The organism is Stenotrophomonas sp. YJH_SMC_81, assembly GCF_059370875.1.
In genome coordinates, this window is record NZ_JCAFUB010000006.1 from 33,040 (window position 1) to 53,787 (window position 20,748).

General features: G+C 67.0%; 18 protein-coding genes, 1 tRNA gene and 3 pseudogenes. 13 read left to right on the forward strand and 9 right to left on the reverse strand.

Annotation, left to right across the window (positions count from 1 at the left end):
• Nucleotides 1-131: 131 nt before the first annotated feature.
• From fabF to AC5P8U_RS13740, 7 genes are all read left to right on the forward strand, one after another.
• Nucleotides 132-1,394, forward strand: a complete 1,263-nt coding sequence (gene fabF / locus AC5P8U_RS13710; protein WP_252744369.1) for a beta-ketoacyl-ACP synthase II — start codon at nt 132-134, stop codon at nt 1,392-1,394.
• Nucleotides 1,395-1,495: 101 nt separating this feature from the next.
• The gene (locus tag AC5P8U_RS13715; RefSeq protein ID WP_072168231.1) at nt 1,496-2,860 is read left to right on the forward strand and encodes an aminodeoxychorismate synthase component I; all 1,365 of its coding nucleotides are present in this window, start codon (nt 1,496-1,498) and stop codon (nt 2,858-2,860) included.
• Nucleotides 2,861-3,011: 151 nt separating this feature from the next.
• Nucleotides 3,012-4,073: an endolytic transglycosylase MltG gene (mltG, locus tag AC5P8U_RS13720; protein ID WP_072168230.1), complete on the forward strand. Its 1,062-nt coding sequence runs from the start codon at nt 3,012-3,014 to the stop codon at nt 4,071-4,073.
• Complete coding sequence (gene tmk, locus AC5P8U_RS13725) at nt 4,070-4,735, forward strand: dTMP kinase (protein ID WP_072168229.1); 666 nt, start codon at nt 4,070-4,072, stop codon at nt 4,733-4,735. Before mltG ends, tmk begins: the two co-directional genes overlap by 4 nt.
• Nucleotides 4,732-5,688 (forward strand): DNA polymerase III subunit delta', encoded by a 957-nt coding sequence (locus AC5P8U_RS13730; RefSeq protein WP_334271328.1) that lies wholly within the window; start codon nt 4,732-4,734, stop codon nt 5,686-5,688. The genes tmk and AC5P8U_RS13730 overlap by 4 nt, the downstream gene beginning before the upstream one ends.
• Nucleotides 5,685-6,038, forward strand: a complete 354-nt coding sequence (locus tag AC5P8U_RS13735; RefSeq protein ID WP_005412452.1) for a PilZ domain-containing protein — start codon at nt 5,685-5,687, stop codon at nt 6,036-6,038. Before AC5P8U_RS13730 ends, AC5P8U_RS13735 begins: the two co-directional genes overlap by 4 nt.
• Nucleotides 6,039-6,171: 133 nt before the next feature.
• Nucleotides 6,172-6,246, forward strand: a tRNA-Val gene (locus AC5P8U_RS13740).
• A gap of 85 nt (nt 6,247-6,331) precedes the next feature.
• Here the strand turns inward: AC5P8U_RS13740 and AC5P8U_RS13745 are convergent.
• Both AC5P8U_RS13745 and AC5P8U_RS13750 read right to left on the reverse strand, forming a co-directional pair.
• The gene (locus AC5P8U_RS13745) at nt 6,332-6,895 is read right to left on the reverse strand and encodes a hypothetical protein (protein WP_005415515.1); all 564 of its coding nucleotides are present in this window, start codon (nt 6,893-6,895) and stop codon (nt 6,332-6,334) included.
• A 52-nt stretch (nt 6,896-6,947) separates the two neighbouring features.
• A complete protein-coding gene (locus tag AC5P8U_RS13750) occupies nt 6,948-7,355 on the reverse strand; it encodes a hypothetical protein (protein WP_111007628.1) in 408 nt (135 codons plus the stop codon).
• Nucleotides 7,356-7,921: 566 nt separating this feature from the next.
• Between AC5P8U_RS13750 and AC5P8U_RS13755 the strand changes: the two are divergent.
• Nucleotides 7,922-8,301: pseudogene (locus tag AC5P8U_RS13755) on the forward strand (tautomerase family protein).
• A 34-nt stretch (nt 8,302-8,335) separates the two neighbouring features.
• Here the strand turns inward: AC5P8U_RS13755 and AC5P8U_RS13760 are convergent.
• Both AC5P8U_RS13760 and AC5P8U_RS13765 read right to left on the reverse strand, forming a co-directional pair.
• Entirely contained in the window at nt 8,336-9,433 is a 1,098-nt protein-coding gene (locus AC5P8U_RS13760; protein WP_447897389.1) for an XVIPCD domain-containing protein, read from the reverse strand.
• Nucleotides 9,434-9,473: 40 nt separating this feature from the next.
• The gene (locus AC5P8U_RS13765) at nt 9,474-10,049 is read right to left on the reverse strand and encodes a hypothetical protein (RefSeq protein ID WP_111190659.1); all 576 of its coding nucleotides are present in this window, start codon (nt 10,047-10,049) and stop codon (nt 9,474-9,476) included.
• A 241-nt stretch (nt 10,050-10,290) separates the two neighbouring features.
• On the opposite strand from AC5P8U_RS13765, the gene AC5P8U_RS13770 reads away from it, so the two are divergent.
• The 3 genes from AC5P8U_RS13770 (at nt 10,291) to AC5P8U_RS13780 (ending at nt 14,471) form a co-directional block, all read left to right on the forward strand.
• Nucleotides 10,291-10,686: a DUF2946 family protein gene (locus tag AC5P8U_RS13770; protein WP_252744379.1), complete on the forward strand. Its 396-nt coding sequence runs from the start codon at nt 10,291-10,293 to the stop codon at nt 10,684-10,686.
• A 129-nt stretch (nt 10,687-10,815) separates the two neighbouring features.
• Nucleotides 10,816-12,954 (forward strand): TonB-dependent receptor, encoded by a 2,139-nt coding sequence (locus tag AC5P8U_RS13775; protein ID WP_495214204.1) that lies wholly within the window; start codon nt 10,816-10,818, stop codon nt 12,952-12,954.
• 11 nt (nt 12,955-12,965) lie between these two features.
• Complete coding sequence (locus AC5P8U_RS13780) at nt 12,966-14,471, forward strand: PepSY domain-containing protein (protein ID WP_227836587.1); 1,506 nt, start codon at nt 12,966-12,968, stop codon at nt 14,469-14,471.
• Nucleotides 14,472-14,480: 9 nt separating this feature from the next.
• On the opposite strand, the gene AC5P8U_RS13785 is transcribed toward AC5P8U_RS13780, so the two are convergent.
• Both AC5P8U_RS13785 and AC5P8U_RS13790 read right to left on the reverse strand, forming a co-directional pair.
• Complete coding sequence (locus AC5P8U_RS13785; protein WP_447897387.1) at nt 14,481-15,614, reverse strand: MFS transporter; 1,134 nt, start codon at nt 15,612-15,614, stop codon at nt 14,481-14,483.
• An 11-nt stretch (nt 15,615-15,625) separates the two neighbouring features.
• Nucleotides 15,626-16,402 carry a DeoR/GlpR family DNA-binding transcription regulator gene (locus AC5P8U_RS13790; protein ID WP_447897386.1) on the reverse strand — a complete coding sequence of 259 codons (777 nt, stop codon included), beginning with the start codon at nt 16,400-16,402 and terminating at the stop codon, nt 15,626-15,628.
• Nucleotides 16,403-16,558: 156 nt separating this feature from the next.
• On the opposite strand from AC5P8U_RS13790, the pseudogene smqnr reads away from it, so the two are divergent.
• Nucleotides 16,559-17,208 (forward strand): annotated as a pseudogene (smqnr, locus tag AC5P8U_RS13795) (SmQnr family pentapeptide repeat protein).
• 3 nt (nt 17,209-17,211) lie between these two features.
• Here the strand turns inward: smqnr and AC5P8U_RS13800 are convergent.
• Nucleotides 17,212-17,886: a class I SAM-dependent methyltransferase gene (locus AC5P8U_RS13800; RefSeq protein ID WP_111202075.1), complete on the reverse strand. Its 675-nt coding sequence runs from the start codon at nt 17,884-17,886 to the stop codon at nt 17,212-17,214.
• 87 nt (nt 17,887-17,973) lie between these two features.
• Nucleotides 17,974-18,672, reverse strand: a complete 699-nt coding sequence (locus AC5P8U_RS13805; protein ID WP_134970591.1) for a glutathione S-transferase family protein — start codon at nt 18,670-18,672, stop codon at nt 17,974-17,976.
• A 115-nt stretch (nt 18,673-18,787) separates the two neighbouring features.
• Here AC5P8U_RS13805 and AC5P8U_RS13810 point away from each other — a divergent pair, with 115 nt between their 5' ends.
• Nucleotides 18,788-19,717 carry a LysR substrate-binding domain-containing protein gene (locus AC5P8U_RS13810; protein WP_088497796.1) on the forward strand — a complete coding sequence of 310 codons (930 nt, stop codon included), beginning with the start codon at nt 18,788-18,790 and terminating at the stop codon, nt 19,715-19,717.
• A 25-nt stretch (nt 19,718-19,742) separates the two neighbouring features.
• Here AC5P8U_RS13810 and AC5P8U_RS13815 read toward each other — a convergent pair.
• Nucleotides 19,743-20,667: pseudogene (locus AC5P8U_RS13815) on the reverse strand (LysR family transcriptional regulator).
• Nucleotides 20,668-20,748: the final 81 nt, after the last annotated feature.

Genomic DNA, 20,748 nt, shown 5'->3' on the forward strand with positions numbered 1-20,748 from the left:
GCAGTGCGCGCGGGTCTCCGCTCGCCGCGCACCGCACCCCATGGGGCCGCAGTTGCGGCCCCGTGTGTTTGAGCATCACACCGAAGCAAACCGTGTTACCCGATTGAACCTTCGGGTCAGGAGAATCAGCAATGAAGCGTCGCGTCGTCGTAACCGGCCTGGGTATCGTCTCGCCGTTGGGCAATGATCTGGCCAGCAGCTGGGAAGGCATCACCCAGGGTCGTTCGGGCATCGGTCCGCTGACCAACATTTCTGATGCCTACCTGGACCGGTTCACCACCAAGATTGCAGGTGAGGTCAAGGGCTTTGACATCACCGCCGACAACGAACTGTTCGGCAAGTACCGGGTCAGCGGCAAGGATGCCAAGAAGATGGACCCGTTCATCCATTACGGCCTCGGTGCGTCGTTCATGGCCCTGCACGACTCGGGCCTGGAGATCACCGACGCCAATGCCGAGCGCATCGGCGCCATTGTCGGCGCCGGCATCGGCGGCCTGCTCGGTATCGAAGAGCAGACCATCGAGTTCCATGAGGGCAAGAAGATCTCGCCCTTCTACGTGCCCAAGACCATCATCAACATGCTGCCGGGCCAGCTGAGCATCATCGCCGGCCTGAAGGGGCCGTCGTTCTCGGCGGTGTCGGCGTGCGCGACCTCGAACCATTCGATCGGCACCGCGATGCGTATGATCCAGTACGGCGACGCCGACGTGATGGTGGTGGGTGGTGCCGAACGTGGCTCGTCGCCGACCGCCGTGGGGGGCTTCTGCGCGATGAAGGCGATGAGCACCCGCAACGACGCCCCGGAACAGGCCTCGCGCCCGTGGGACAAGGACCGTGACGGCTTCGTGCTGGGCGACGGCGCCGGCATCCTGATCCTGGAAGAGTACGAGCACGCCAAGGCCCGTGGCGCGAAGATCTACTGCGAACTGGCCGGCTTCGGCGCCAGCTCCGACGCGTACCACATGACTGCGCCGAGCGAGAACGGCGAAGGTGCCGCGCGCTGCATGGTCATGGCGATGAAGGACGCCGGCGTGACCCCCGAACAGGTGGGTTACCTCAACGCGCATGGCACGTCCACGCCGCTGGGTGACCTGGGCGAGACCATGGCGATGAAGACCGCTTTCGGCGACCACGCCTACAAGATGATGGTCAGCTCCACCAAGTCGATGACCGGCCACCTGCTGGGCGCGGCCGGCGGCGTGGAAGCGATCTTCTCGGTGATGGCGCTGCAGGACAACGTCATTCCGCCGACCATCAACCTGCAGCAGCCGGGCGAAGGCTGCGACCTGGACTACGTGCCCAACGAAGCACGCCAGGCCAAGGTTGACGTGGTGATGTCCAATGGCTTCGGCTTCGGCGGCACCAACGGCACGCTGATCTTCAAGCGCGTCTGACCGGGTTGTAGCGTCGGGCCATGCTCGACTGAACGTGCATTACGCACGAGGAGGCCGCCGCAAGGCGGCTTCCGTGCATCTGAATCCCTGAACTGGCCATCATGACCCACGCACCGCTGATCCACCCGCTGCCGCACCCGATCGATCTGCTGGCCCTGCAGCAGCACGACCCGGCACGCTTCCCGCTGCTGATGGAATCCACCGCCTCGGGCACCGCCCAGGGCCGCTGGAGCCTGCTGCTGGCCGCGCAGGGCGATTGCCTGCGGCTGGATGCCGACGGCCAGGTGCGCGACCTGCAGGGTGCCGTGCAGCCCGGCACGTTCCTGCAGGCGCTGGATCGCGCCTGGCAGCACGAACGCCTGCCGCACGACGGCAGCCACAGCCTGCCGTTCCGCGGCGGCTGGGCGTTGATGCTGGACTACGAAGTGGCCAGCCAGATCGAACCGGTGCTGCCGGCGCGCGCGCGCGAGGACGGCCGCTCGACCGCGCTGGCGCTGCGCTGCCCGGCCGCCGTGCTGCATGACCATCACAACGACGCCAGTTTCATCATCGCCGAAGCCGGTGAGCAGGCCCTGCTGGAGGCGCTGGTGACCTTGGCGTCGCAGGCGCTGCCGGAGGCCGGGCAGGGCTGGCAGCCGCCGCAGTCGGTGGGCGAGGATGCGCCGCAGCGCTTCACCGACGGCGTGCGCCGGGTGATCGACTACCTGCGTGCCGGCGATGTGTTCCAGGTGAACCTGTCGCGGCGCTGGAGCGCGCAGTTCGCTGCGCCGGTCAGCCCGCAGGCGCTGTACGCGCAGCTGCGCCGTGCCAACCCGGCACCGTTCGCCGGCTTGTTCAGCGCGCACGGCCGCCACGTGGTCAGCTCCTCGCCGGAGCGGCTGGTGTCGGTGCATGCCGGCCACGCGCAGACGCGTCCGATTGCCGGCACGCGTCCGCGCTTCGAGGGCGACGATGATGCCGCGCGCATCCAGGAGCTGGTCGGCCACCCGAAGGAGCGTGCCGAGCACGTGATGCTGATCGACCTGGAGCGCAACGACCTGGGCCGTATCTGTCTGCCCGGCACCGTGGTTGTCGATGAGCTGATGACCGTGGAGAGCTACGCGCATGTGCACCACATCGTCAGCAACGTCAGCGGCCACCTGCGCCCGGAGGTCACGCCCGGCGAGGTGATCGCCGCCACGTTCCCGGGCGGCACCATCACCGGCTGCCCCAAGGTGCGCTGCATGCAGATCATCAGCGAGCTGGAGCAGGTGCCGCGCGGTGCCTACACCGGCGCGTTCGGCTGGCTGAACCGCGATGGCGACCTGGACCTGAACATCCTGATCCGTACCGCCGAAGTGGATGGCCACGAGGTGAGCTTCCGCACCGGCGCCGGCATCGTGGTTGATTCGGACCCGGACAAGGAACTGGACGAGACCCGCGCGAAGGCCCGCGGCCTGCTGCGCGCGCTCGGCCAGCAGGGGTAGTGCCGGGCGCTGGCCGGCAACCTCATTCGTCCACGATCCGCGCGATTGCCGGCCAGCGGCCGGCACTACCGGGTGCCTGCGCCACCCCGGTCATGACCCCGATCCACCGGCACGGTATCCTGCACGACGGAATCGAGTTCAGAGGTAGTCCATGGCGGGAGCCAAGCGCGGGTGTCTGTTCGTGGTAACGCTGGTGGTGGTGCTGGCCGCCGTCGTGGCCGGCGCGGGCGCGTGGTTCTTCTACCAGCAGACCCGCTTCGCCGATGCCCCGATCACCCCGTCCGCCGAGAGCGTGGTCATCGCCAGCGGCGATGGCATGAACAGCGTGCTGCGCAAGCTGCGCGATGCCGGCGTGGACGAGGGCCAGGACGCCCAGTGGCAGCTGCTGGCGCGCCAGCTCGATGCCGCCGGCAAGCTGAAGGTGGGCGAGTATGCGCTCAGTGGCGAGCTGACCCCGCGCGAGCTGCTGCTGCGCATGCGCGCCGGCAAGGTGCTGCAGCACCGCGTCACGATTGTCGAGGGCTGGAACATCCGCCAGCTGCGTGCCGCACTCAAGCGCGCCGAACCGCTGCTGCACACCACCGACACGCTTGATGACGCCGCGCTGATGCAGCGCCTCGGCTTCGGTGGCCAGCATCCGGAAGGCCGCTTCCTGCCGGAGACCTACGTCTACCAGCGCGGCGACAGCGACCTGGACGTGCTCAAGCGCGCCCACGCCGCAATGGAAAAGGCGCTGGACGAGGCCTGGGAAAGCCGCGCGCCGGACCTGCCGATCAACACGCCCTACGAACTGCTGACGCTGGCCTCGATCATCGAAAAGGAAACCGCGCTGGCCAGCGAGCGCCCGCAGATTGCCGGGGTGTTCATGCGCCGCCTGAAGATCGGCATGCGCCTGCAGACCGACCCGACCGTGATCTACGGCCTCGGTGCTGCGTATGACGGCAACATCCGCCGTCGCGACCTGACCACCGACACCCCCTACAACACCTACACCCGTGCCGGCCTGACCCCGACCCCGATCGCCATGCCCAGCCGTGACGCGCTGATGGCCGCCGCACAGCCGGCGCCGGGCGACGCGCTGTACTTCGTCGCCGTGGGCGATGGCAGCGGCGCGCACGTGTTCTCGCCCAGCCTGGACCAGCACAACGCCGCCGTGGCGCGCTACCTGCAGCAGCTGCGCCAGCAACGTACCCAGGAGACCCCGGCGCAATGAGTCCCGCGCTGCTTCGCCACCCGCGTTTCGTCAGCCTGGAAGGCGGCGAGGGCGCGGGCAAGACCACCGCCATCAATGCCATCCGTGAGTGCCTGCGCGGCCACGGCCACGAGGTGGTGCTGACCCGTGAACCCGGCGGCACGCCACTGGCCGAGCGCATCCGCGGCCTGGTGCTGAAACCCGATGCCGAGATCGCCGCCGAACCGCTCAGCGCCGAAGCCGAGCTGCTGCTGGTATTCGCCGCGCGCGCGCAGCACGTGCGCCAGGTGATCCAGCCAGCACTGCAGCGCGGCGCCTATGTGCTGAGCGATCGTTTCACCGATTCCAGCTATGCCTACCAGGGCGGTGGCCGTGGCCTGGATCCGCAGTGGATTGCCGATCTGGAGCGTCGCGCGGTCGGCCTGTTGCCGGGGCTGACCCTGCTGCTGGACGTGGACGTGGCCATAGGCCGCGCGCGCGCCAACGGCCGTGACCTGTGGCCGGACCGCATCGAGAGCGAGCAGGACGATTTCTTCCAGCGCGTGCGCGAAGTGTTCCGCAGCCGCGCACAGCAGGACCCGCAGCGCTTTGCGTTGATCGACGCCGGCCAGGTGCAGGAACGCGTGGCCGCCGACGTGGTTGCGCGTGTCGAGCGCTGGCTGCAGGGCGGGGAGGGCGCATGAGTACCTTTTCACCGTGGCAGCAGCGCGCGTTCGAGCAGACGGTGGCCGCGCTCGACGCCGGTCGCCTCGGTCATGGCCTGCTGATCTGCGGTCCGGCCGGGTTGGGCAAGCATGAGGTGGCGCTGGCGTTGGCCGACCACGTGCTGGCGCAGGGCGATGCAGCCCACGCCACGCGCACGCGCCAGCTGATCGCAGCGGGTACACACCCGGACCTGCAGCTGGTCAGCTTCATTCCGAACAAGAGCGGCGACAAGCTGCGCACCGAGATCGTGATCGAGCAGGTGCGCGAGATCACCGACAAGCTGGCGCTGACCCCACAGTACGGCGTGGCGCAGGTGGTGATCGTCGACCCGGCCGATGCGATCAACCGCTCGGCGGCCAACGCACTGCTGAAGACGCTGGAAGAGCCGCAGCCCGGCCGCTACCTGTGGCTGATCAGCAGCGACCCGGCACGCTTGCCGCAGACCATCCGCAGCCGCTGCCAGCGCCTGGAATTCAAGTTGCCGCCGCCGCACGAAGCACTGGCCTGGCTGCAGCAGCAGGGCCATAGCGAGGCATCGGCGCGCGAAGCGCTGGACGCCGCCCGCGGCCATCCCGGCCAGGCCGACAACTGGCTGCGCGAAGACGGCCTGAGCCTGCGCCGCGAAGTCGGTCGAGATCTGGAACAGCTGGTCACCGGCAAGACCGGCGCGGTGGAGCTGGCGCAGAAGTGGTGCGGTGACGACAACGCGGCGCTGCGCCTGCGCTTTGCCGCCGACCTGGCACTGGCCCAGGCCAGCACCGATGCCTTGACCACGCCGGAGCGATTGCACAAGCTTGCAGCCTGGTTCGATGCGGCCAACCGCACCCGCGACCTGCTGCGCACCACGGTGCGTGCAGACCTTGCGGTGGTCGAGTTGCTGCTGGCTTGGAACAAGGTGAACGAGCGGCCTGCCGGAAGGGGAAATCGATGAGTGCCAGCAACGCCCGCCAGGGCATCCTGTCCCTGGCCGTGAAGGACAAAGCCGCGCTGTACAGCGCGTACATGCCGTTCGTGAAGAATGGCGGCATCTTCGTGCCCACGCCCAAGCGCTACTTCCTGGGCGACGAGGTGTTCCTGCTGCTGACCCTGCCCGATTCCAGCGAGCGCCTGCCGGTGGCCGGCAAGGTGATCTGGGTGACCCCGGCAGGCGCGCAGGGCAACCGCACCGCCGGCATCGGCGTGCAGCTGGCCGATGGTGCCGAAGGCGAGGGCGTGCGCCACAAGATCGAGACCCTGCTGGCCGGGCTTACCGGCTCGGACAAGCCGACCCATACGATGTGAGGCTGCGCGCGGGGCCTTTCTGTAGCGCCGGGCCATGCCCGGCTGCATGCCCCGAAACGCCCGTGAACACGAATGTGAAAAACTGTTGACGGCCTCTGAAAAGCCCCTATAATGAGCGGCTCAGCAACACACCGGGCGGTTAGCTCAGCGGTAGAGCATTGCCTTCACACGGCAAGGGTCACAGGTTCGATCCCTGTACCGCCCACCATGTTGCAGAACGAAAGAAGCCTCCAGAAATGGGGGCTTTTTTGTTACCAGCGATCCAGCAGGATCAGCTGGAAGCACACGCCCTTTCAGCCGTGCCGCTCCAGCAGCTCGCGCGCGATCATCGCAGTGGCATCCAGCAGGTCATGGCCGCTACCCGCCTGCACCACCACCGCCAATAGGCTACGGCCCACCTCGGCATTGCCGCTGGTCAGTTCCATCTCGCCCTCAAAGCACAGATCGGCCAACCATTCATGGGCCTGCTGCAGCCCGCGCTTGCGGACGCGGCGGAACTCCGCGAGCAGCTTCGCCTGGCCGGCCTCCTGCTCACCGTCGGCCAGCAGGCCGATGGCACCGCCGTGCGCCGCGCGCCAGAGGGCCGGTAGCGGGCGACCGTTCGCGTCCACCACGTCCGGCGAGAACTGCGCGCAGTACATTTCGTAGCGCTTGCCCGCTGTGCTGCGGGGCACGATGCCGGCTTCGGCCAGCAGGCGTTCGGCTTCATCCAGTGTGCTGAACTTCAAGCGCAGCAGTGCAGGGCGGCTCAGCTGTTGTGCCAGCGCGTGCTGGTTGGCGGCGAACCAGACGTTCCAGCCCACGGTTGCGCGGCCTTCCAGTGCGGCCTTGAAGTATTCCAGGTGTTCGGCGTCCATTGCGGTCTCCTGCGCTCACTGCGCGATTGTAGCGGGAGCGTATCCGGGCCGGTCAGGCGTCGCCGCCGGAGAGGCAATGATGTGCCTCGCGCACCAGTTGTCGGGCGGCCACGATCAGTCCGTCGATATGGAAGGCGCCCAACTGTTCGTCCGGGCCACCTTCGTTGCGCGCATGGTCGGCGGCCTGCAGCAGGTCGAGCAATGCGCCGAGGCCAGATAGCGAGCGGCGCAACGAAGCGTGATTGCTGGCGCCGAGGGTGAGGCTGATGCACGGCTGTCCGTCATCACCGTCGGCCTGGTTGATCGCATTGAGACGGGCGAAGAAAGTGGGCAGCTGCGCGGACAAATTCTGCGCGTCCAGGGCGCACTCGATCTCGCGTGCGAGGTCCCCGGGCACGTCGGCTGCGACGTCGCCGATAAGCGCGTGCAGGCGGGGATGGACGGCGGTGCGGTTGGTCATGGCGAAACCCTCAGTGGCGTAAGGCCACCTTCCGGAGTGAAGGTGGCGGACGGTGCGGGTTGGCGTACCAAGGCAAACGAACTCCCATCGAGAAGAAGGCCTGGCGGATCTGTCGATCCCCACGCACCGGCCGCCATTGAAGGCAATCGGTGCATTCTCTCTGCTGCGACGTAAACCGCAGCGATGGGTGTTCATTCGTTTATTCGAGACGCCAATCCCGGCCAAGGCGTCTTGCCTCGGCGCGGGGATCTTCAAGCCGGGCAATCACATCGGTCTGTAAGGAAAATTCTCAACTGTCCCTAGGCAGGCCAGACGTTCTCCGATGTGTGTCGTTCGACACGCGCGAGTAGTGCGGCCCATCACTGATGGCGCGCATCGCCGCCCCTACCGACCGTGCACAAGACGACTCCAGAGCGGCGCCGCCATGGCAATCGCGTCACCCCGCGCGGCGGAGGCGGGAACATGCCACGCATGGAGCCAGAGGGTTCCATCCCTGCGCTGTCCCGCGGCCCCGGGCAGGCGTAGTCTCAGCCTGTCGTCGTACCCATCCACTCTGGAGTGCCACCATGCCGCTTGCCCGCATCGATCTCCGCAAAGGTAAATCCGCCGACTACCTGCAACGCGTCGGCGAAACAACTACCAGGCCATGCGCGCGGTGGGCGTTCCGGAAAACGACCGCTTCCAGATCTTCCAGGAACACGCGCCCGGCACGCTGATCTACGACCCCGGCTACTTGGGCGTGGATCGCACCGACGACTTCATCTGCATCCAGATCACCTGGAACGAAGGGCGCACGCTCGAGCAGAAAAAGGCGTTGTACGCCGGCATCGCCGATGGACTGTATGCGGCGGTGGGCATCCGCCGCGAGGATGTGTTCATCAATCTGGTGGAAGTGAAGAAGGAGAACTGGTCGTTCGGGAACGGTCAGGCGCAGTACGTGAGTTGATGCGGGAACGGTGTCAGCGCCTGATGCGGCTGGGTCAGGCCATGCGCGGCGACGCCTGCTGTTGTGCCTGTTGCTCGTCCTGCGCCAGCCGACTTGCGTCGCGGGATTGCTGCTGCACATTGGCCTGCTGATACAGCGTATCCGCGTCGCCCTGCTGCGTATCGAGCAGGGACAGGCGCTGGCGATTGGCGGCTGGGTCCGGCGAGGCGGTGTCGCCGCTGCGATGCAGGAATACGTAGCCGGGTGCCTCGGCGGTGCTGTTTGAACTGAATGCCACCTGCAGCGTGTCCTTTTCGCTGAAGCCGGCCTGCACCGCCGCGTGGGTCAGATGGCCGGCCAGTCGTTCGTGCTCCTGTCCGGGGGGCAGTCCCTGCTGTTCGCTGGCCTGGGCGAGTGCGGTACGCACTTTCTGGTCCAAGGCATGAAGGCTGTGCCCCGGTGCGCGCGCGTCCGCAGCCAGACGCTCGCCCAAGGGGCCATCAATGCCATCGGTTTCGCTGAGCAGACGCTGCTTCAAGCTGCGCTCGGGCAGGGGATGAGTGGTGGTGCGGTTGAGTTCGCTGTTGGGGAAAGGCGGCTCAATGCTGTCCACGCCATGGATGTTGCGCAGCGGACGATAGCCGTCCTTGCCCTGTGACTGGACGCCCAGCGGAATGCGGACGTCTGGCAGCAATTGGCCAACAGGGCCGCCGATGCTGTTCACGTCCAGGCTGTGCTTGCGCTGGATGCCGGCATGATTCAATGCGCCCCAGGCGAAGTCCACACAGTTGTGGCGCACGTCGGCATAGTGCTTGCTGAAGCCGTGCGCCACTGGATCGTCGCCGAACGCTCTGAGCTTGTTGTACTGAGCTTCGGTGATTTCCAGAGAGCGCGTGTAATGCGGGTTCTTGTAGGTCTTTGCATCGCTGTCCACGATGTCGCCCGGTCCGTTCATGCTGCCGTGCTCGATCGGTGCAAAGCCGTAGCTCGCCGGATCTTTTCCCGGTGCTCGCAGGACGTAGAACATGTGCCCCGGCCCGGATGTCTGCGGGGAACCATCCGGATTACGCAGCGGCTGCTGCGTTACCGGGTCGAGAAGCGGTGTTCCCGGCGCCGCAATGACGATATCGACGATGTAGCGTGGCTTGTCCATGTGCGTGTGATCCTCCTGGAAGGTGTACGAAGGCGCTGCGCTACTTGGCGAGCGGACGCGATTCGTGAATCAGTATCCTGGCGCTTGCGCCACGAAGCGGTGCGATGTCTTCAACCGTGCTGATCTGGACCCGATAGCGGCTATGCGCCTGCAACGGCAGCAACGCGACATGGAGTCGATAGGCCCCGTCGCTGCCTCGTTGGGTCTGAGCGTAGTTCAGTCCCGCATCGCGGTGCCAGTCTGGCAGTGGCTGGCCAGATTGCGACTGTGCGATCTGGTAGGCGTCGGGGCTTGCCAGCGACTGCCACGTGCCGCCGGACCATTGCTGAAGTCCAACGCGTAAAGGAATGTGCAGGTCGCGCGGAGAAGCAGCATCTGGCGACGGGGAGACGTGCTGCAGATCCAGCTCCACCGCATATGTACGGTAGCTGGCAAAATTGCGCGTCGTGGTTTCGAACTCGAACTGCACCTGCTGGCCGGGCGTGTCCACGGCAATCGGCTGTGAGAGTTCCAGCGGCTCTGGCGGTGGGGGCGGCCCCTTGTCGGCGCAGGCGGCAAGCAGCGCGGTCAGGCCGAGCAGGCTGATGCGCTGCCAGTGTGTGATGCGGGTGGTCATGCGGATTCCTCTGGCTCCTTGCCGTGGCCAATTGAACCCTAACGTTGGCGAGGCAGAGCCCGCAAGCGCAGAGACCGCGGTGCGGTCCATTCACATGTCGCCGCGCGAGGCGAGCCCCTGCGTCACCGTGTCGCAGGGGGCAAACCCTGAACGCGGTCCAAGGTTGACCGTGGCCCCGTAGAATGGCGGCGTGCGTCATTCTGTCCTCCACCGCCGGTTCCAGGCCCTGGCTTGGCTTGCCATGCTGCTGGTGCTGCTCGCCCCGCTGGTGAGCCGCTGGCTGGCGCATGGTCACGTGGCTGCCGCGGCACCGGTGGCAGCCATGGACCACGCAATGCACGCAGAGCATGCGCAGCACGCGATGGAAGGCCATCACGACCATCACGCGATGGCGATGTCGCACGGCGAGACCGCAAAGAAGCCGCCCGCCGATCCGCATGCCGATCATGAGATGGGCGTGGACTGCGATTACTGCCTGATCGCTGCACGGCTGATCGCCCTGCTGGTGGCGGCCGTGCTGCTGTTGGCGCCGATGTCACCGGTGTGCCGCGCGTTGCGCGGTGCCGTGCAGGCGTTGCCGCAACGGATCAGCGGCACATTGGGCGCGCGTGGGCCGCCGGCACTGATGGCTGCCTGAGCCGCACGCGCGCTGCATTGAACGTTCTTCCATGAGGTTGCCGGCCACGGCCGGTGCCCGCACGCGCGTGTCTGTCCCTTTCTGATTGCTGCCCTGCCATTGCGGGGTGGCCTTGCATGCCGTGAAAAAATGAAAACGAACCCCAACCCCGCGTGCCTGCGCCGGGCGACGCTGCCTGTCCTGTGCGCGCTGCTGCTGCATGCTGCGCCCCTGCTTGCCGCCGACGCGGCACCCCCGACCACGCTGGATACCGTGCGGGTGGTTGACACCCGCAGCGGCGAGCTGTCCTCCATTGCCAGCGCAGGCTCTGCATTGGGCCTGAGCGTGCTGCAGACACCGGCCAGCCTGACGGTAATTTCGCGCGAACAGCTGGATCAGCGCGGCGACAGCAACCTCAACGATGCGATCAGCCGGGCGGGTGCGATCAGTGCCATGCCGCACCCGGGCAACGGTCTGAGTGCGCTGTCCAGCCGCGGCTTCACCGATGGCGCCTCGGTGATGCGGCTGTACGACGGGCTGCGCCAGTACGGCGGCGTGGGCATCACCTTCCCGTTCGATACCTGGTCGATCGAGCGCATCGAAGTGCTGCGCGGGCCGGCCTCGGTGATCCATGGCGATGGTGCGATCGGCGGGGTGATCAACATCGTGCCGAAGAAGCCCTCGCGCGGTGCCATCGAGAACGAGATCAGCGTGACCGTGGGCAGCGAGGACACCGCGCGGCTGGGCTTCGGCAGTGGTGGCGCGCTGGCGTCCGGGCTGGCCTACCGGCTGGATGTGAGTGGCAACTACAGCGGTGGCTGGGTCGACCGTGGCCGCAACAACGATGCGACGTTCTCCGGTGCGTTGCTGTGGCAGGCTCGCCCGGACCTGCAGCTGACGCTCACCCATGCGCAGGGCTACCAGCAACCGATGCGCTACTTCGGCACGCCGCTGGTCGAGGGCCGCCAGCTGGAGGCGCTGCGCCACCGCAACTACAACGTGGACGACAGCGAAATCCGCTTCCGCGACCGCTGGACGCAGCTCGATGCGCAGTGGACGCCGAACGCGAACGTTGACTGGCGCACGCGCCTCTACCAGATCGACAGCCAGCGCGATTGGCGCAACGCCGAGGCCTATGTCTACAACCCGCGAACCGGGTTGGTCGACCGCTCGGGTAACACCCAGATCACCCACAACCAGGACCAGACGGGGCTGACCTCGACGCTGCGCGCGCAGGGCAATGTGGGCGCTTGGGCGAACAGCTTCGCGGTGGGCCTGGACGCCAACCGCGCGCACTTCAAGCACACCAATAACACCTATGCCGGCAGCTCGGGCCCGGTCGATCCGTTCGATCCTGTCCCGGGGCAGTTCGCCAGCGATGCGCCGAACCTGCCGCGCTATCGCAACCGTGCCGAGCAGTACGCGCTGTTCGTGGAAGACCGGTTGGCGCTGAGCGAGCGCTGGTCGGTGCTGGCTGGCCTGCGCCACGATCGCGCGCGCATCGATCGCACCGATCTGATCAGTGGCCAGAACGCGTTCTCGAAAACCTACAGCAGCACCGGCTGGCGCGCCGGCACGGTATTTGCGCTGCAGCCGACGCTGAGCCTGTATGCGCAGTACTCGCAGGCGGCAGATCCGGTCAGCGGGCTGCTGATGATCAGCCCGGCCAATGGAGCGTTCGATCTGGCCAAGGGGCGGCAGATCGAGGTGGGCCTGAAGCAGGCCTTCGACGGTGGCGAGTGGACGCTGGCGGCGTACCGCATCCGCAAGACTGGGCTGCTCAGCCGTGATCCGCTGGTGCCGGATCGCCGGGTGCAGGTGGGCGCGCAGACGTCACGCGGCATCGAGGCATCGTTAAACTGGGCGTTCGCGCCGCGGTGGTCGCTCGATGCCAATGCGACGGTGCTGAAGGCCGAGTTCGAGGAATTCCTGGAAACCACGGGTTCGCCGCCGATGCTGGTCTCGCGTGATGGCAACGTGCCGCCGAACGTAGCCGAGCGCCTGGCCAGTGCGTGGCTCAGCTGGCAATTCGCACCGGAATGGAGTGCGGCGGGTGGCGTTCGCTACGTCGGCAAGCGCTACGCTGACAACGCCAATACACTGGAGCTGCCCGGCTACAGCACCACCGATCTGGCACTGACCTGGCAGGCGGCACCGCGCACGCGGCTGTCCGCGCGGTTGTTCAACGTGTTCGACAAGGCGTACTACGCCACCGCGTACTACACCAGCACCCAGTGGCTGCTGGGGGCGGACCGGCGCGTCGAATTCACCGTCGACCATCGCTTCTGAGGGCGCTGGCGATGTCGCTGCGATCCACCGCCAAGCGCTGGACCTACCTGGTGCATCGTTGGCTGGGCATCGGCGGATGCCTGCTGATGCTGCTGTGGTTCGTCAGCGGCATGGTGATGCTGTTCATTGGTTACCCGAAGCTGACGCCCGGCGAGCGGCTGGCGGCATTGCCAGTGCTGGGTGAGGCCCGCGACCTGCAGGGGCTGTCTGTACTGCCGGCTGCTCTGCAGGCCGAGCCGGAGGCCGTGGCGCTGACCACGCTGCGTGGCGAGCCCGCCTATGTGGTGCGTAGTGGCAGCCACATGGGGGCCTGGTCTGCATACACCGGTCAGGCGCTGCCGCCGGTGTCGGCACAGCGCGCCGAAGCATCCGCTGCACAGTTCGCCGTAGGCCCGGCCTTCGTGGGAGCGATGCGCGTGGAGGAGGACCGCTGGACGCATTCGCGCGCATTGGATGTGCATCGACCGCTCTATCGCGTCGAGGTGGGCGGCGCGCAGCCGGGCGACCTGTATGTGTCCTCGCGTACCGGTGAAGTGGTGCTGGACGCCCCGCATGTGCAGCAGCGCTGGAACTATGTGGGCGCCTGGCTGCACTGGCTGTACTTCCTGCGCATGCAGTCGGTCGACCCGGTGTGGACGTGGGTGGTGATCGTGCTGTCCGCAATGTGCACGGTGGCGGTGATCAGCGGCATCGTGGTGGGAGTGTGGCGCTGGCGTTTCCGTGGGCACTATCGTTCCGGTGCGAAGACGCCGTACGTGGAGTCGTGGATGCGCTGGCACCATCTGATCGGATTGTGTGCTGCGGCCTTCGTGTTCACCTGGATCTTCAGCGGCCTGATGTCGATGAATCCATTGGGCGTCTTCAGCAGCACGCGGGAGGCGATCGATGTTGAGCACTACCGTGGCGGCGCGGTGGCGGTGGACGGTGCGCTGGGTGATCCTGACACGCTTCTGGCAGTGGCCGAAGCCGCGCGCTTCCAGCCGGTGGAGATTCAGTGGCGACGGATCAGTGGTGAACTGTTCGCGGTACTGCTGGACGGCCGGGGTGAAACTCGCATCGTGTCCGGCAGCAATGGGCATCTGCAGGTTACGCGGTTGCTGCCGGCAGCTTGGCTGCAGCAGAAGGTGCGTGCGTTGTCCGATGCACCGATGCAGGTCTTCGTGGTGCAGCATGCAGCGGATGCGTACTTCTATCCGCGTGCGCCCGAGGCCATGAATGGTGCAGCGGTACGCCGCTTCCCGGTGGCCGTGGTGGACTTCGGTGATGCCGAGGCGACGCGCGTCTATCTCGACCTGGCTACGGGCGATCCGTTGCTGACGATGGGTCATCGCGAGCGGGTGGGGCGCTGGTTGTTCTACTTCCTGCACAGCTGGGATCTGCCTGCGATGCTGCGCCAGGAAGGTGTCCGGTTGGCGGTGTTGCTGCTGCTGAGCGCTGCTGGCACCGCGCTGTGCGCCACGGCGACGGTGATCGGCTACCGGCGCGTGCGGATGAAGCTGCGCCGCAGGCGGCGTTGATGCGCCGCGCTACACCTGCAGCCAACGCGTGGACACGGCCACCAGCAACAAGGCCGTGGCCACGCCGATGAACGCGGCGATCAGTCCGAAATGATCTGCGGCGAAGCCGATCAGCGCCGGCCCGGCAAGGATGCCGGCAAAGCCGAGCGTGGACACGGCAGTGATCGCCAGTGCGCCGGGCATGCGGGTCTGGTGGCCGGCCAGCGAGAACAGTGCGGGGGCGATGTTGGCGCAACCGAGGCCGACCAGCACATAGCCCGCCAGCGACGCCTGCCACGGCGTGACCAGGGTCAGCACCAGTACGCCCGCGGCGGCGAGCAACGCGCCGAACACGATCGCGCGCTGGCGGCCCACGCGTGCCACCAGTGGATCGCCGAACAGGCGCGCGACGGTCATCGTCAGGGTGAAGGTCACATAGCCGATGCCGGCGAGGCTGGCATCGACGCGGCGCACGTCGCTGAGAAATACCGCGCTCCAGTCGAGCATCGCACCTTCGCCGAGGAAGGCGACGAACGCCAGCACGCCGATGAACAGCACGATGCCGTGCGGCAGGACCAGCATGGGCGTGTCATGCGGCATGCGTTCGCTGTGCCAGTACGCCGCTGACAGCAGCATCACCAGCAGCATGGCACCAACGCCGACCAGCACGGATACCAAGGGAGGCAGATGGGCAGACAGCAGCACGGTCATGGTGGCCGCGCCGAGGAAGCCGCCGATGCTGAAGAAGGCATGGAAGCCGGACATCATCACGCGCCGTGCTTCGCGCTCGACAATGACCGCCTGCACGTTCATCGTGCAGTCCATCGCGCCCACGGCGGCGCCGAACACGAACAGAACCAGCCCGAGTGTCCAGGCCGAAGCGGCCAGGGCCAGGCTGGGCACGGTCAGGCAGATCAGCAGACTGCTGGCCACCATCACCCGGCGGCAACCGAGGCGCGCGGCCAGCACACCGGACAACGGCATCGCCAGCAGCGAACCGGCACCGAGGCAGAGCAGCACCAGCCCCAGCGTGGCGTCATTGATCCCGGTGCGTGCCTTGGCGAACGGCACCAGGGTGGCCCACAGCGCGGTGGCGAAGCCGGGAATGAAGAACGCAGCGCGGGTCGCGTGCTGTTCGGCACGCGCGCGGTTGGCAACGGACATGAGCGGTACGGTCAGGGCGGAGTGGTGTGTACCGCGATGCCGGCGGCGCGGAAGCGTGCCGCCAATGCGGGCGGTGCGGTGGTGGTCAGCACCAGGTCGTCGATCTCGTCGAGGCTGGCTATCTGCCAGTGGCCGCGGGCACCGAGCTTTTCAGTAGTGGCGGCGACGATGACGCGGCTGCTGCACGCGACCATCGCGCGCTTCAGCGTGGCCTCTTCTGCATCCATTGCCCATACACCAGTATCGCCGTCCACCGCGCAGGGGCCGGGCAGGTACACGTCGGCGCGCAGGCGCTGCACCTGGCCCAGTGCTTCTGCGCCGACCGCACCGCCGCCGCTGGCCAAGCGGCCGCCGATCAGCTGCACCAGGGTGCCTTCAAGCGCGCTGGCGGCGGTGGCGATCTGCGGGGCATTGGTGATCACGGTCAGCCCGAGAGCGGGCGGCAGCTGCTGGGCGATCGCCAGGTTGGTTGAACCGGCATCGAGCAGTACAACCTGATTGGGTTGCAGCAACGCGCACACGCGTGCGGCCAGCTCGGCCTTGTCGCCGCGGTCGCGGGTCAGGCGCTCGCGCAGCGGGCGTTCCTTGGGCGGCGGCAGCACGGCGCCGCCGTAGACACGCTGGCACAGGCCCTGTGCGGCCAGCTCGCGCAGGTCGCGGCGGATCGAATCTTCGGAGACGGCATAGCGGCGCGCCAGTTCGGCAGCGACCACGCGCCCCTGCTGGCGCAGTTCCTCCAGGATCTGCCGGGTGCGCTGGGCGGGGAGGGGGCTGGGGTCTGAGCTCATGCCATAAGTCTGCACGTTCGTGCAGTAACGTGCAACACCGTGCATCCGGTATTGGGGGGCACGGGGCGGCTGGACTGCCGGTGAATCCGCCCGCGCCCACGTCTATGGATCGCCCTCGCGGCCCGGCATGATGGCGGGACTCCTGGCATGGAATCCCTGATGTCCCACACCGTTCACCGCAAGCTGCGCATCGGCGCGGACCAGTACACCGGCCAGAAAGTGGTCGATCAGCAGTTCCACGAGTGCGATTTTTCCGGCGTGGACCTGACCGGCACCGAGTTCATCAACTGCAGTTTCTACGATGCCGACAGCCGTACCGGCTGCCGCTTCAATGGCGCCACGCTGAAGGAAGCCAGCTTCCGCAGCTGCGACATCAGCATGTGCCACTTCAATTTCGTCAAGGCATTGGGCCTGGAAATCAGCGAGTGCCGCGCGCAGGGCGCGGATTTCAGCGGCGCCAGCTTCATGAACCAGATCACCCCGCGCAGCGGGTTCTGCAGCGCCTTCATCAAGAAGTCGAACCTGCGCTATGCCAATTTCTCGCGGGTGACGCTGGAGAAATGCGAACTGTGGGAAAACCGCTGGGATGGTGCGAACGTCAGCGGCGCCAGCTTCGCCGGCTCGGACCTGTCCGGCGGCCAGTTCGAGGGCATCGACTGGAACAGCGCCAACTTCACCGGCTGTGACCTGACCACTCGGAGCTGGGTGAGCTGGACCTGCGCAGCACCAACCTGCGTGGCGCCACGCTGGATCTGCAGCAGGTGGCGCTGTTGATGCAGCGCATCGGCATCACCGTGGTGCCGTAGGCTTCACCCGGCGTACGCCACCCAGCCCCTGAAGCTGAAGCCTGCATAGAACAGCTCCACGCCGTCGAAGCCGGCCTCCTGCAGCAGCGCCACTTCCTGTTCGGGCGCCAGCAGTGGCAGTCGCTCGGCAATGGCGTCGATCGCGCGCTGTGCATCGGCGTGGGCAACACCCGAGGCTTCGGCGAACGCGGCGTAGCGCTGCAACCAGCGCAGCTTGCCGTCCGGATCCTGCGGCACGCTGTGGTGGGCCACCACCAGCGGTGCGCCGGGCTGCAGGCGCCTGTGCAGCTCGCGCAGCGTGTGCAGGCGCTGCGCGGCATCGAGGAAGTGCAGGGTCAGCAGGCAGCTGGCACCATCGAAGCGCACGTCCGGGGCATCGTCGATGTAGCCTTCCAGCAGCTCAACGCGTGCGTTCAACGGGCCCAGTGTCTGCTCGGCCAGCGCGAGCATCGGCGCGGCCGGATCCACGCCCAGCAGCTGCCAGCCCGGTTGCGCCTCGGCAAAGGCCTTCAGCTCCAGCCCACCCCCGGCACCGAGTACCAGCACGCGGCCCTGCGCGGGAACGCGTTCGGCCAGCAGCAGGCGGCTCATCTGCTGCAGGGCGAGGAAACCGGGCACCTGGCGCAGCGGTGCTTCGGCATAGCGGGCCACCGCCTGCGGATCGGAGAACGTGGACATGCGCGGATTCCTGCAGCAGGGGACATACCACTGTAGCGCGGCGCGCAAGAGGCATTGCGCGCCGCTGCCGCACAGGCAGGGCAGGACTCAGGCCGCCGCGGCCTCAAGCACGTCTTCCAGCCGCACCTCGCCGAGGAAGCCACCGCTGCTGGTAGCCGGCCGCTGTGCTTCGACGGCGTGGGCGAACTGCACGCCGGCGTCGTCCTGCAGGCGCTCGAACAGCTGCTGCACCCTGGGGAACTCGCGGCGGTCGACCACCTGGTGGTAATCGTTCCAGCGGGCGATGCCGGCGAAGTAGGCGTCGGCGAAGCTGCGCTGCTCGCCCAGCAGCCACGGGCCTGTGCTGAGCATCTGCTCCAGCGCCTGGTGGGCTTGGCGCACCTTGGTGGTGCCATAGGCACGCAGCGCCTTGCCGTCATCGCCCTCGGCGTGTTCCAGCGCGTGCCAGAGCGGGGCGTAGGCACCGAAGAAGCTGGTGTTGAGATAGGCCAGCCGGTGGTTGAGGCGGTCGAAGCCGGAGGTGCCCTGTGCGAAGCCCAGCCCCTGCGCGACGCCCTTGGCGGCCAGGTGGTTGAGGATGGCCAGGCTCTCGCTGAGCAGTTCGCCCTGCGCGGTGCGCAGAGTGGGGGTTTCGCCCAGTGGATTGAGGCGGCGATAGTCTTCGCCCTGCACCTGGCCGGGCATGTCGATACGGCACAGGTGATACGGCTGGCGCAACCATTCCAGCGCGACGATGGAGCCGAACGAGCAGCCCGAGGGCACGCCGTAGAAGAGGATCGGGGTCATGGCTGGTTTCCGGTTCAAGCCGCGATGCGGCGGGTGAGGAAAGCGTGCCTGCGTGGACATTGCCCCGGAAGCGGTTCGAATGGCATCCTGAAGTCCATACCTGTGGACGTTGCGCATGCTCAACCTCAACGATCTGGCCCTGTTCGTGGCCGCAGTGGAGCAGGGCGGTTTTGCAGCAGGCGGACGCCATCTGGGCCTGCCGCGCTCGACGTTGAGCAAGCGCGTGGCGCTGCTGGAAGAACACCTCGAGGTACGGCTGCTGCAACGCAGTTCGCGCCGCTTCGCGCTGACCGAAGTCGGCCAGGCGTTCTTTGATCGCGCACGCGCGGCGTTGTCCGAGGTGGAGTCCGCCGAGGCCATCGTCCGTGACCGCCAGGCCGAACCGAGTGGCACCGTGCGCATCAGCGCTTCGATTCCGGTGGTGCAGGGCGAGCTCGCCGTGTGCCTGCCCCCGTTGGCCCGCCGCTATCCGCGGCTGCGCATCGAAGTTGAAGTGAGTGATCGTTTCGTCGACCTGGCGCAGGAAGGCATCGACATTGCCTTGCGCAGCCACTTCGGTCCGCTGCCGGATTCCGGTCTGGTGCAGCGCTCGCTGAGTAGAGAACGCATCGTGCTGGTGGCGTCGCCTGGCTATCTGGCAGCCGCGCCAGCAGTGGATACGCCCGAGCAGCTAAGCGCGCATGCCGGCCTGCTGACGGCGCGCCACGCAACGCGCTGGACACTGCACGGCACCGACGCCCGCACCGTGCAGGTGGAACCGCAGGTGGCGCTGGTCGGCAATGAGTCGCAGCTTCTGGTCGCGGCGGCCGAAGCGGGCCTTGGCATCACGGTGTTGCCGCACAGCCTGTGTGCCGCAGCGATTGCGGCCGGCCGCCTGCAGCAGGTCCTGCCGGCGTGGCATGCCGGCGAAGTGACCACCAGCGTGCTGCTGCCGCATCGTCGTGGACAGTTGCCGGGCGTGCGCGCGGTGGTGGATGCGCTGGTCGCGCATTACCAGCTCAACGCAGCGCCAGCGCCCAGGGAAAAAGGCGACGGAGGGGATTAAGTCGTTTCGGGCACAGTAGGGCCGATTACGACTTAATCCCCTCCGTCCCCTTTTTATGAGGCGTTCTGGAACAGGTTCGCGACGGCATAGTCGATGAACACCCGCAGGCGTGCACTGGGATGGCGCCCACCGGGCCATAGCAGCGAGAACTGGCCCTGGCGCGTAGGTAGTGTGGGCAACACCTGTTGCAGGCGGCCGTCGGCCAGCGCGTCGGCGGCGAGGAAGTCGGGCATCCAGGCCAGGCCCATGCAACCGATCGCAGCGGCCAGCACGGCTTCCATGTTGTTGCAGGTCATCGCCGTGGAAAGGCGCGCCCCGGCGTCGCCTTCGATGCCCGGCAGCTGCCACGGATGCAGTTTTCCGGTGGTGGGGTAACGGAAGCGCAGCGCGGTGTGCAGGCGCAGGTCGCCTACATCGCCGGGAATGCCGTGCGCCTTCAGATACCCCGGTGCCGCACAGAGGATGAAACGAAAGTCGCCCAGTCGCCGTGCGGTCAGGCTGGAATCGGCCAGCTCGCCGCTGCGTATCACCGCGTCCAGCCCTTCGCTGACCACATCGACGATGCTGTCATTGAACTCCAGTTCCAATTGCACCTGCGGATAGCGTTGCTGGAAGCCGGGCAACACCGGCAGCAGGAAGCGGTAGCCGATGGTGGGCAGGCCGATGCGCAGCAGCCCACTTGGAGCGTGCTGTCGTTGCGCCAGGTCCGCCTGCGCTTCGGAAAGTTCATCCAGTGCGCGGCGGCAGCGCTGCAGCAGCAGTTCGCCTTCGTCGGTGAGGTGCACGCGGCGGGTGGTGCGCTGGAACAAACGGGTGCCCAGGTTCTGTTCAAGGCGGGCGATGCGCTTGCCTACCGCCGAGGCGGACAGGCCGAGTACGCGGGCGGCGCCGACGATGCTGCCCGCCTCTGCGGTTCGGACGAAGGCGAGCAGAGCAGAGATGGAGTCCATGACCGACATGATTGCGGAACATATGGCCGCAATCAACGTCCATAGAGCCTGTTTTTCAGGAATAACGGCCCGCTCATCATC

What these genes read in the sequence shown, in the direction of transcription:
- AC5P8U_RS13715 (WP_072168231.1), top strand. Translation starts at nt 1,496, where the DNA reads ATGACCCACGCACCGCTGATCCACCCGCTGCCGCACCCGATCGATCTG.
- tmk (WP_072168229.1), top strand. Translation starts at nt 4,070, where the DNA reads ATGAGTCCCGCGCTGCTTCGCCACCCGCGTTTCGTCAGCCTGGAAGGC.
- AC5P8U_RS13800 (WP_111202075.1), bottom strand. Translation starts at nt 17,886, where the DNA reads ATGTCCACGTTCTCCGATCCGCAGGCGGTGGCCCGCTATGCCGAAGCA.
- AC5P8U_RS13775 (WP_495214204.1), top strand. Translation starts at nt 10,816, where the DNA reads ATGAAAACGAACCCCAACCCCGCGTGCCTGCGCCGGGCGACGCTGCCT.
- AC5P8U_RS13780 (WP_227836587.1), top strand. Translation starts at nt 12,966, where the DNA reads ATGTCGCTGCGATCCACCGCCAAGCGCTGGACCTACCTGGTGCATCGT.
- AC5P8U_RS13805 (WP_134970591.1), bottom strand. Translation starts at nt 18,672, where the DNA reads ATGACCCCGATCCTCTTCTACGGCGTGCCCTCGGGCTGCTCGTTCGGC.
- AC5P8U_RS13745 (WP_005415515.1), bottom strand. Translation starts at nt 6,895, where the DNA reads ATGGACGCCGAACACCTGGAATACTTCAAGGCCGCACTGGAAGGCCGC.
- fabF (WP_252744369.1), top strand. Translation starts at nt 132, where the DNA reads ATGAAGCGTCGCGTCGTCGTAACCGGCCTGGGTATCGTCTCGCCGTTG.
- AC5P8U_RS13790 (WP_447897386.1), bottom strand. Translation starts at nt 16,402, where the DNA reads ATGAGCTCAGACCCCAGCCCCCTCCCCGCCCAGCGCACCCGGCAGATC.
- mltG (WP_072168230.1), top strand. Translation starts at nt 3,012, where the DNA reads ATGGCGGGAGCCAAGCGCGGGTGTCTGTTCGTGGTAACGCTGGTGGTG.
- AC5P8U_RS13750 (WP_111007628.1), bottom strand. Translation starts at nt 7,355, where the DNA reads ATGACCAACCGCACCGCCGTCCATCCCCGCCTGCACGCGCTTATCGGC.
- AC5P8U_RS13770 (WP_252744379.1), top strand. Translation starts at nt 10,291, where the DNA reads ATGCTGCTGGTGCTGCTCGCCCCGCTGGTGAGCCGCTGGCTGGCGCAT.
- AC5P8U_RS13785 (WP_447897387.1), bottom strand. Translation starts at nt 15,614, where the DNA reads ATGTCCGTTGCCAACCGCGCGCGTGCCGAACAGCACGCGACCCGCGCT.
- AC5P8U_RS13735 (WP_005412452.1), top strand. Translation starts at nt 5,685, where the DNA reads ATGAGTGCCAGCAACGCCCGCCAGGGCATCCTGTCCCTGGCCGTGAAG.
- AC5P8U_RS13730 (WP_334271328.1), top strand. Translation starts at nt 4,732, where the DNA reads ATGAGTACCTTTTCACCGTGGCAGCAGCGCGCGTTCGAGCAGACGGTG.
- AC5P8U_RS13810 (WP_088497796.1), top strand. Translation starts at nt 18,788, where the DNA reads ATGCTCAACCTCAACGATCTGGCCCTGTTCGTGGCCGCAGTGGAGCAG.
- AC5P8U_RS13765 (WP_111190659.1), bottom strand. Translation starts at nt 10,049, where the DNA reads ATGACCACCCGCATCACACACTGGCAGCGCATCAGCCTGCTCGGCCTG.
- AC5P8U_RS13760 (WP_447897389.1), bottom strand. Translation starts at nt 9,433, where the DNA reads ATGGACAAGCCACGCTACATCGTCGATATCGTCATTGCGGCGCCGGGA.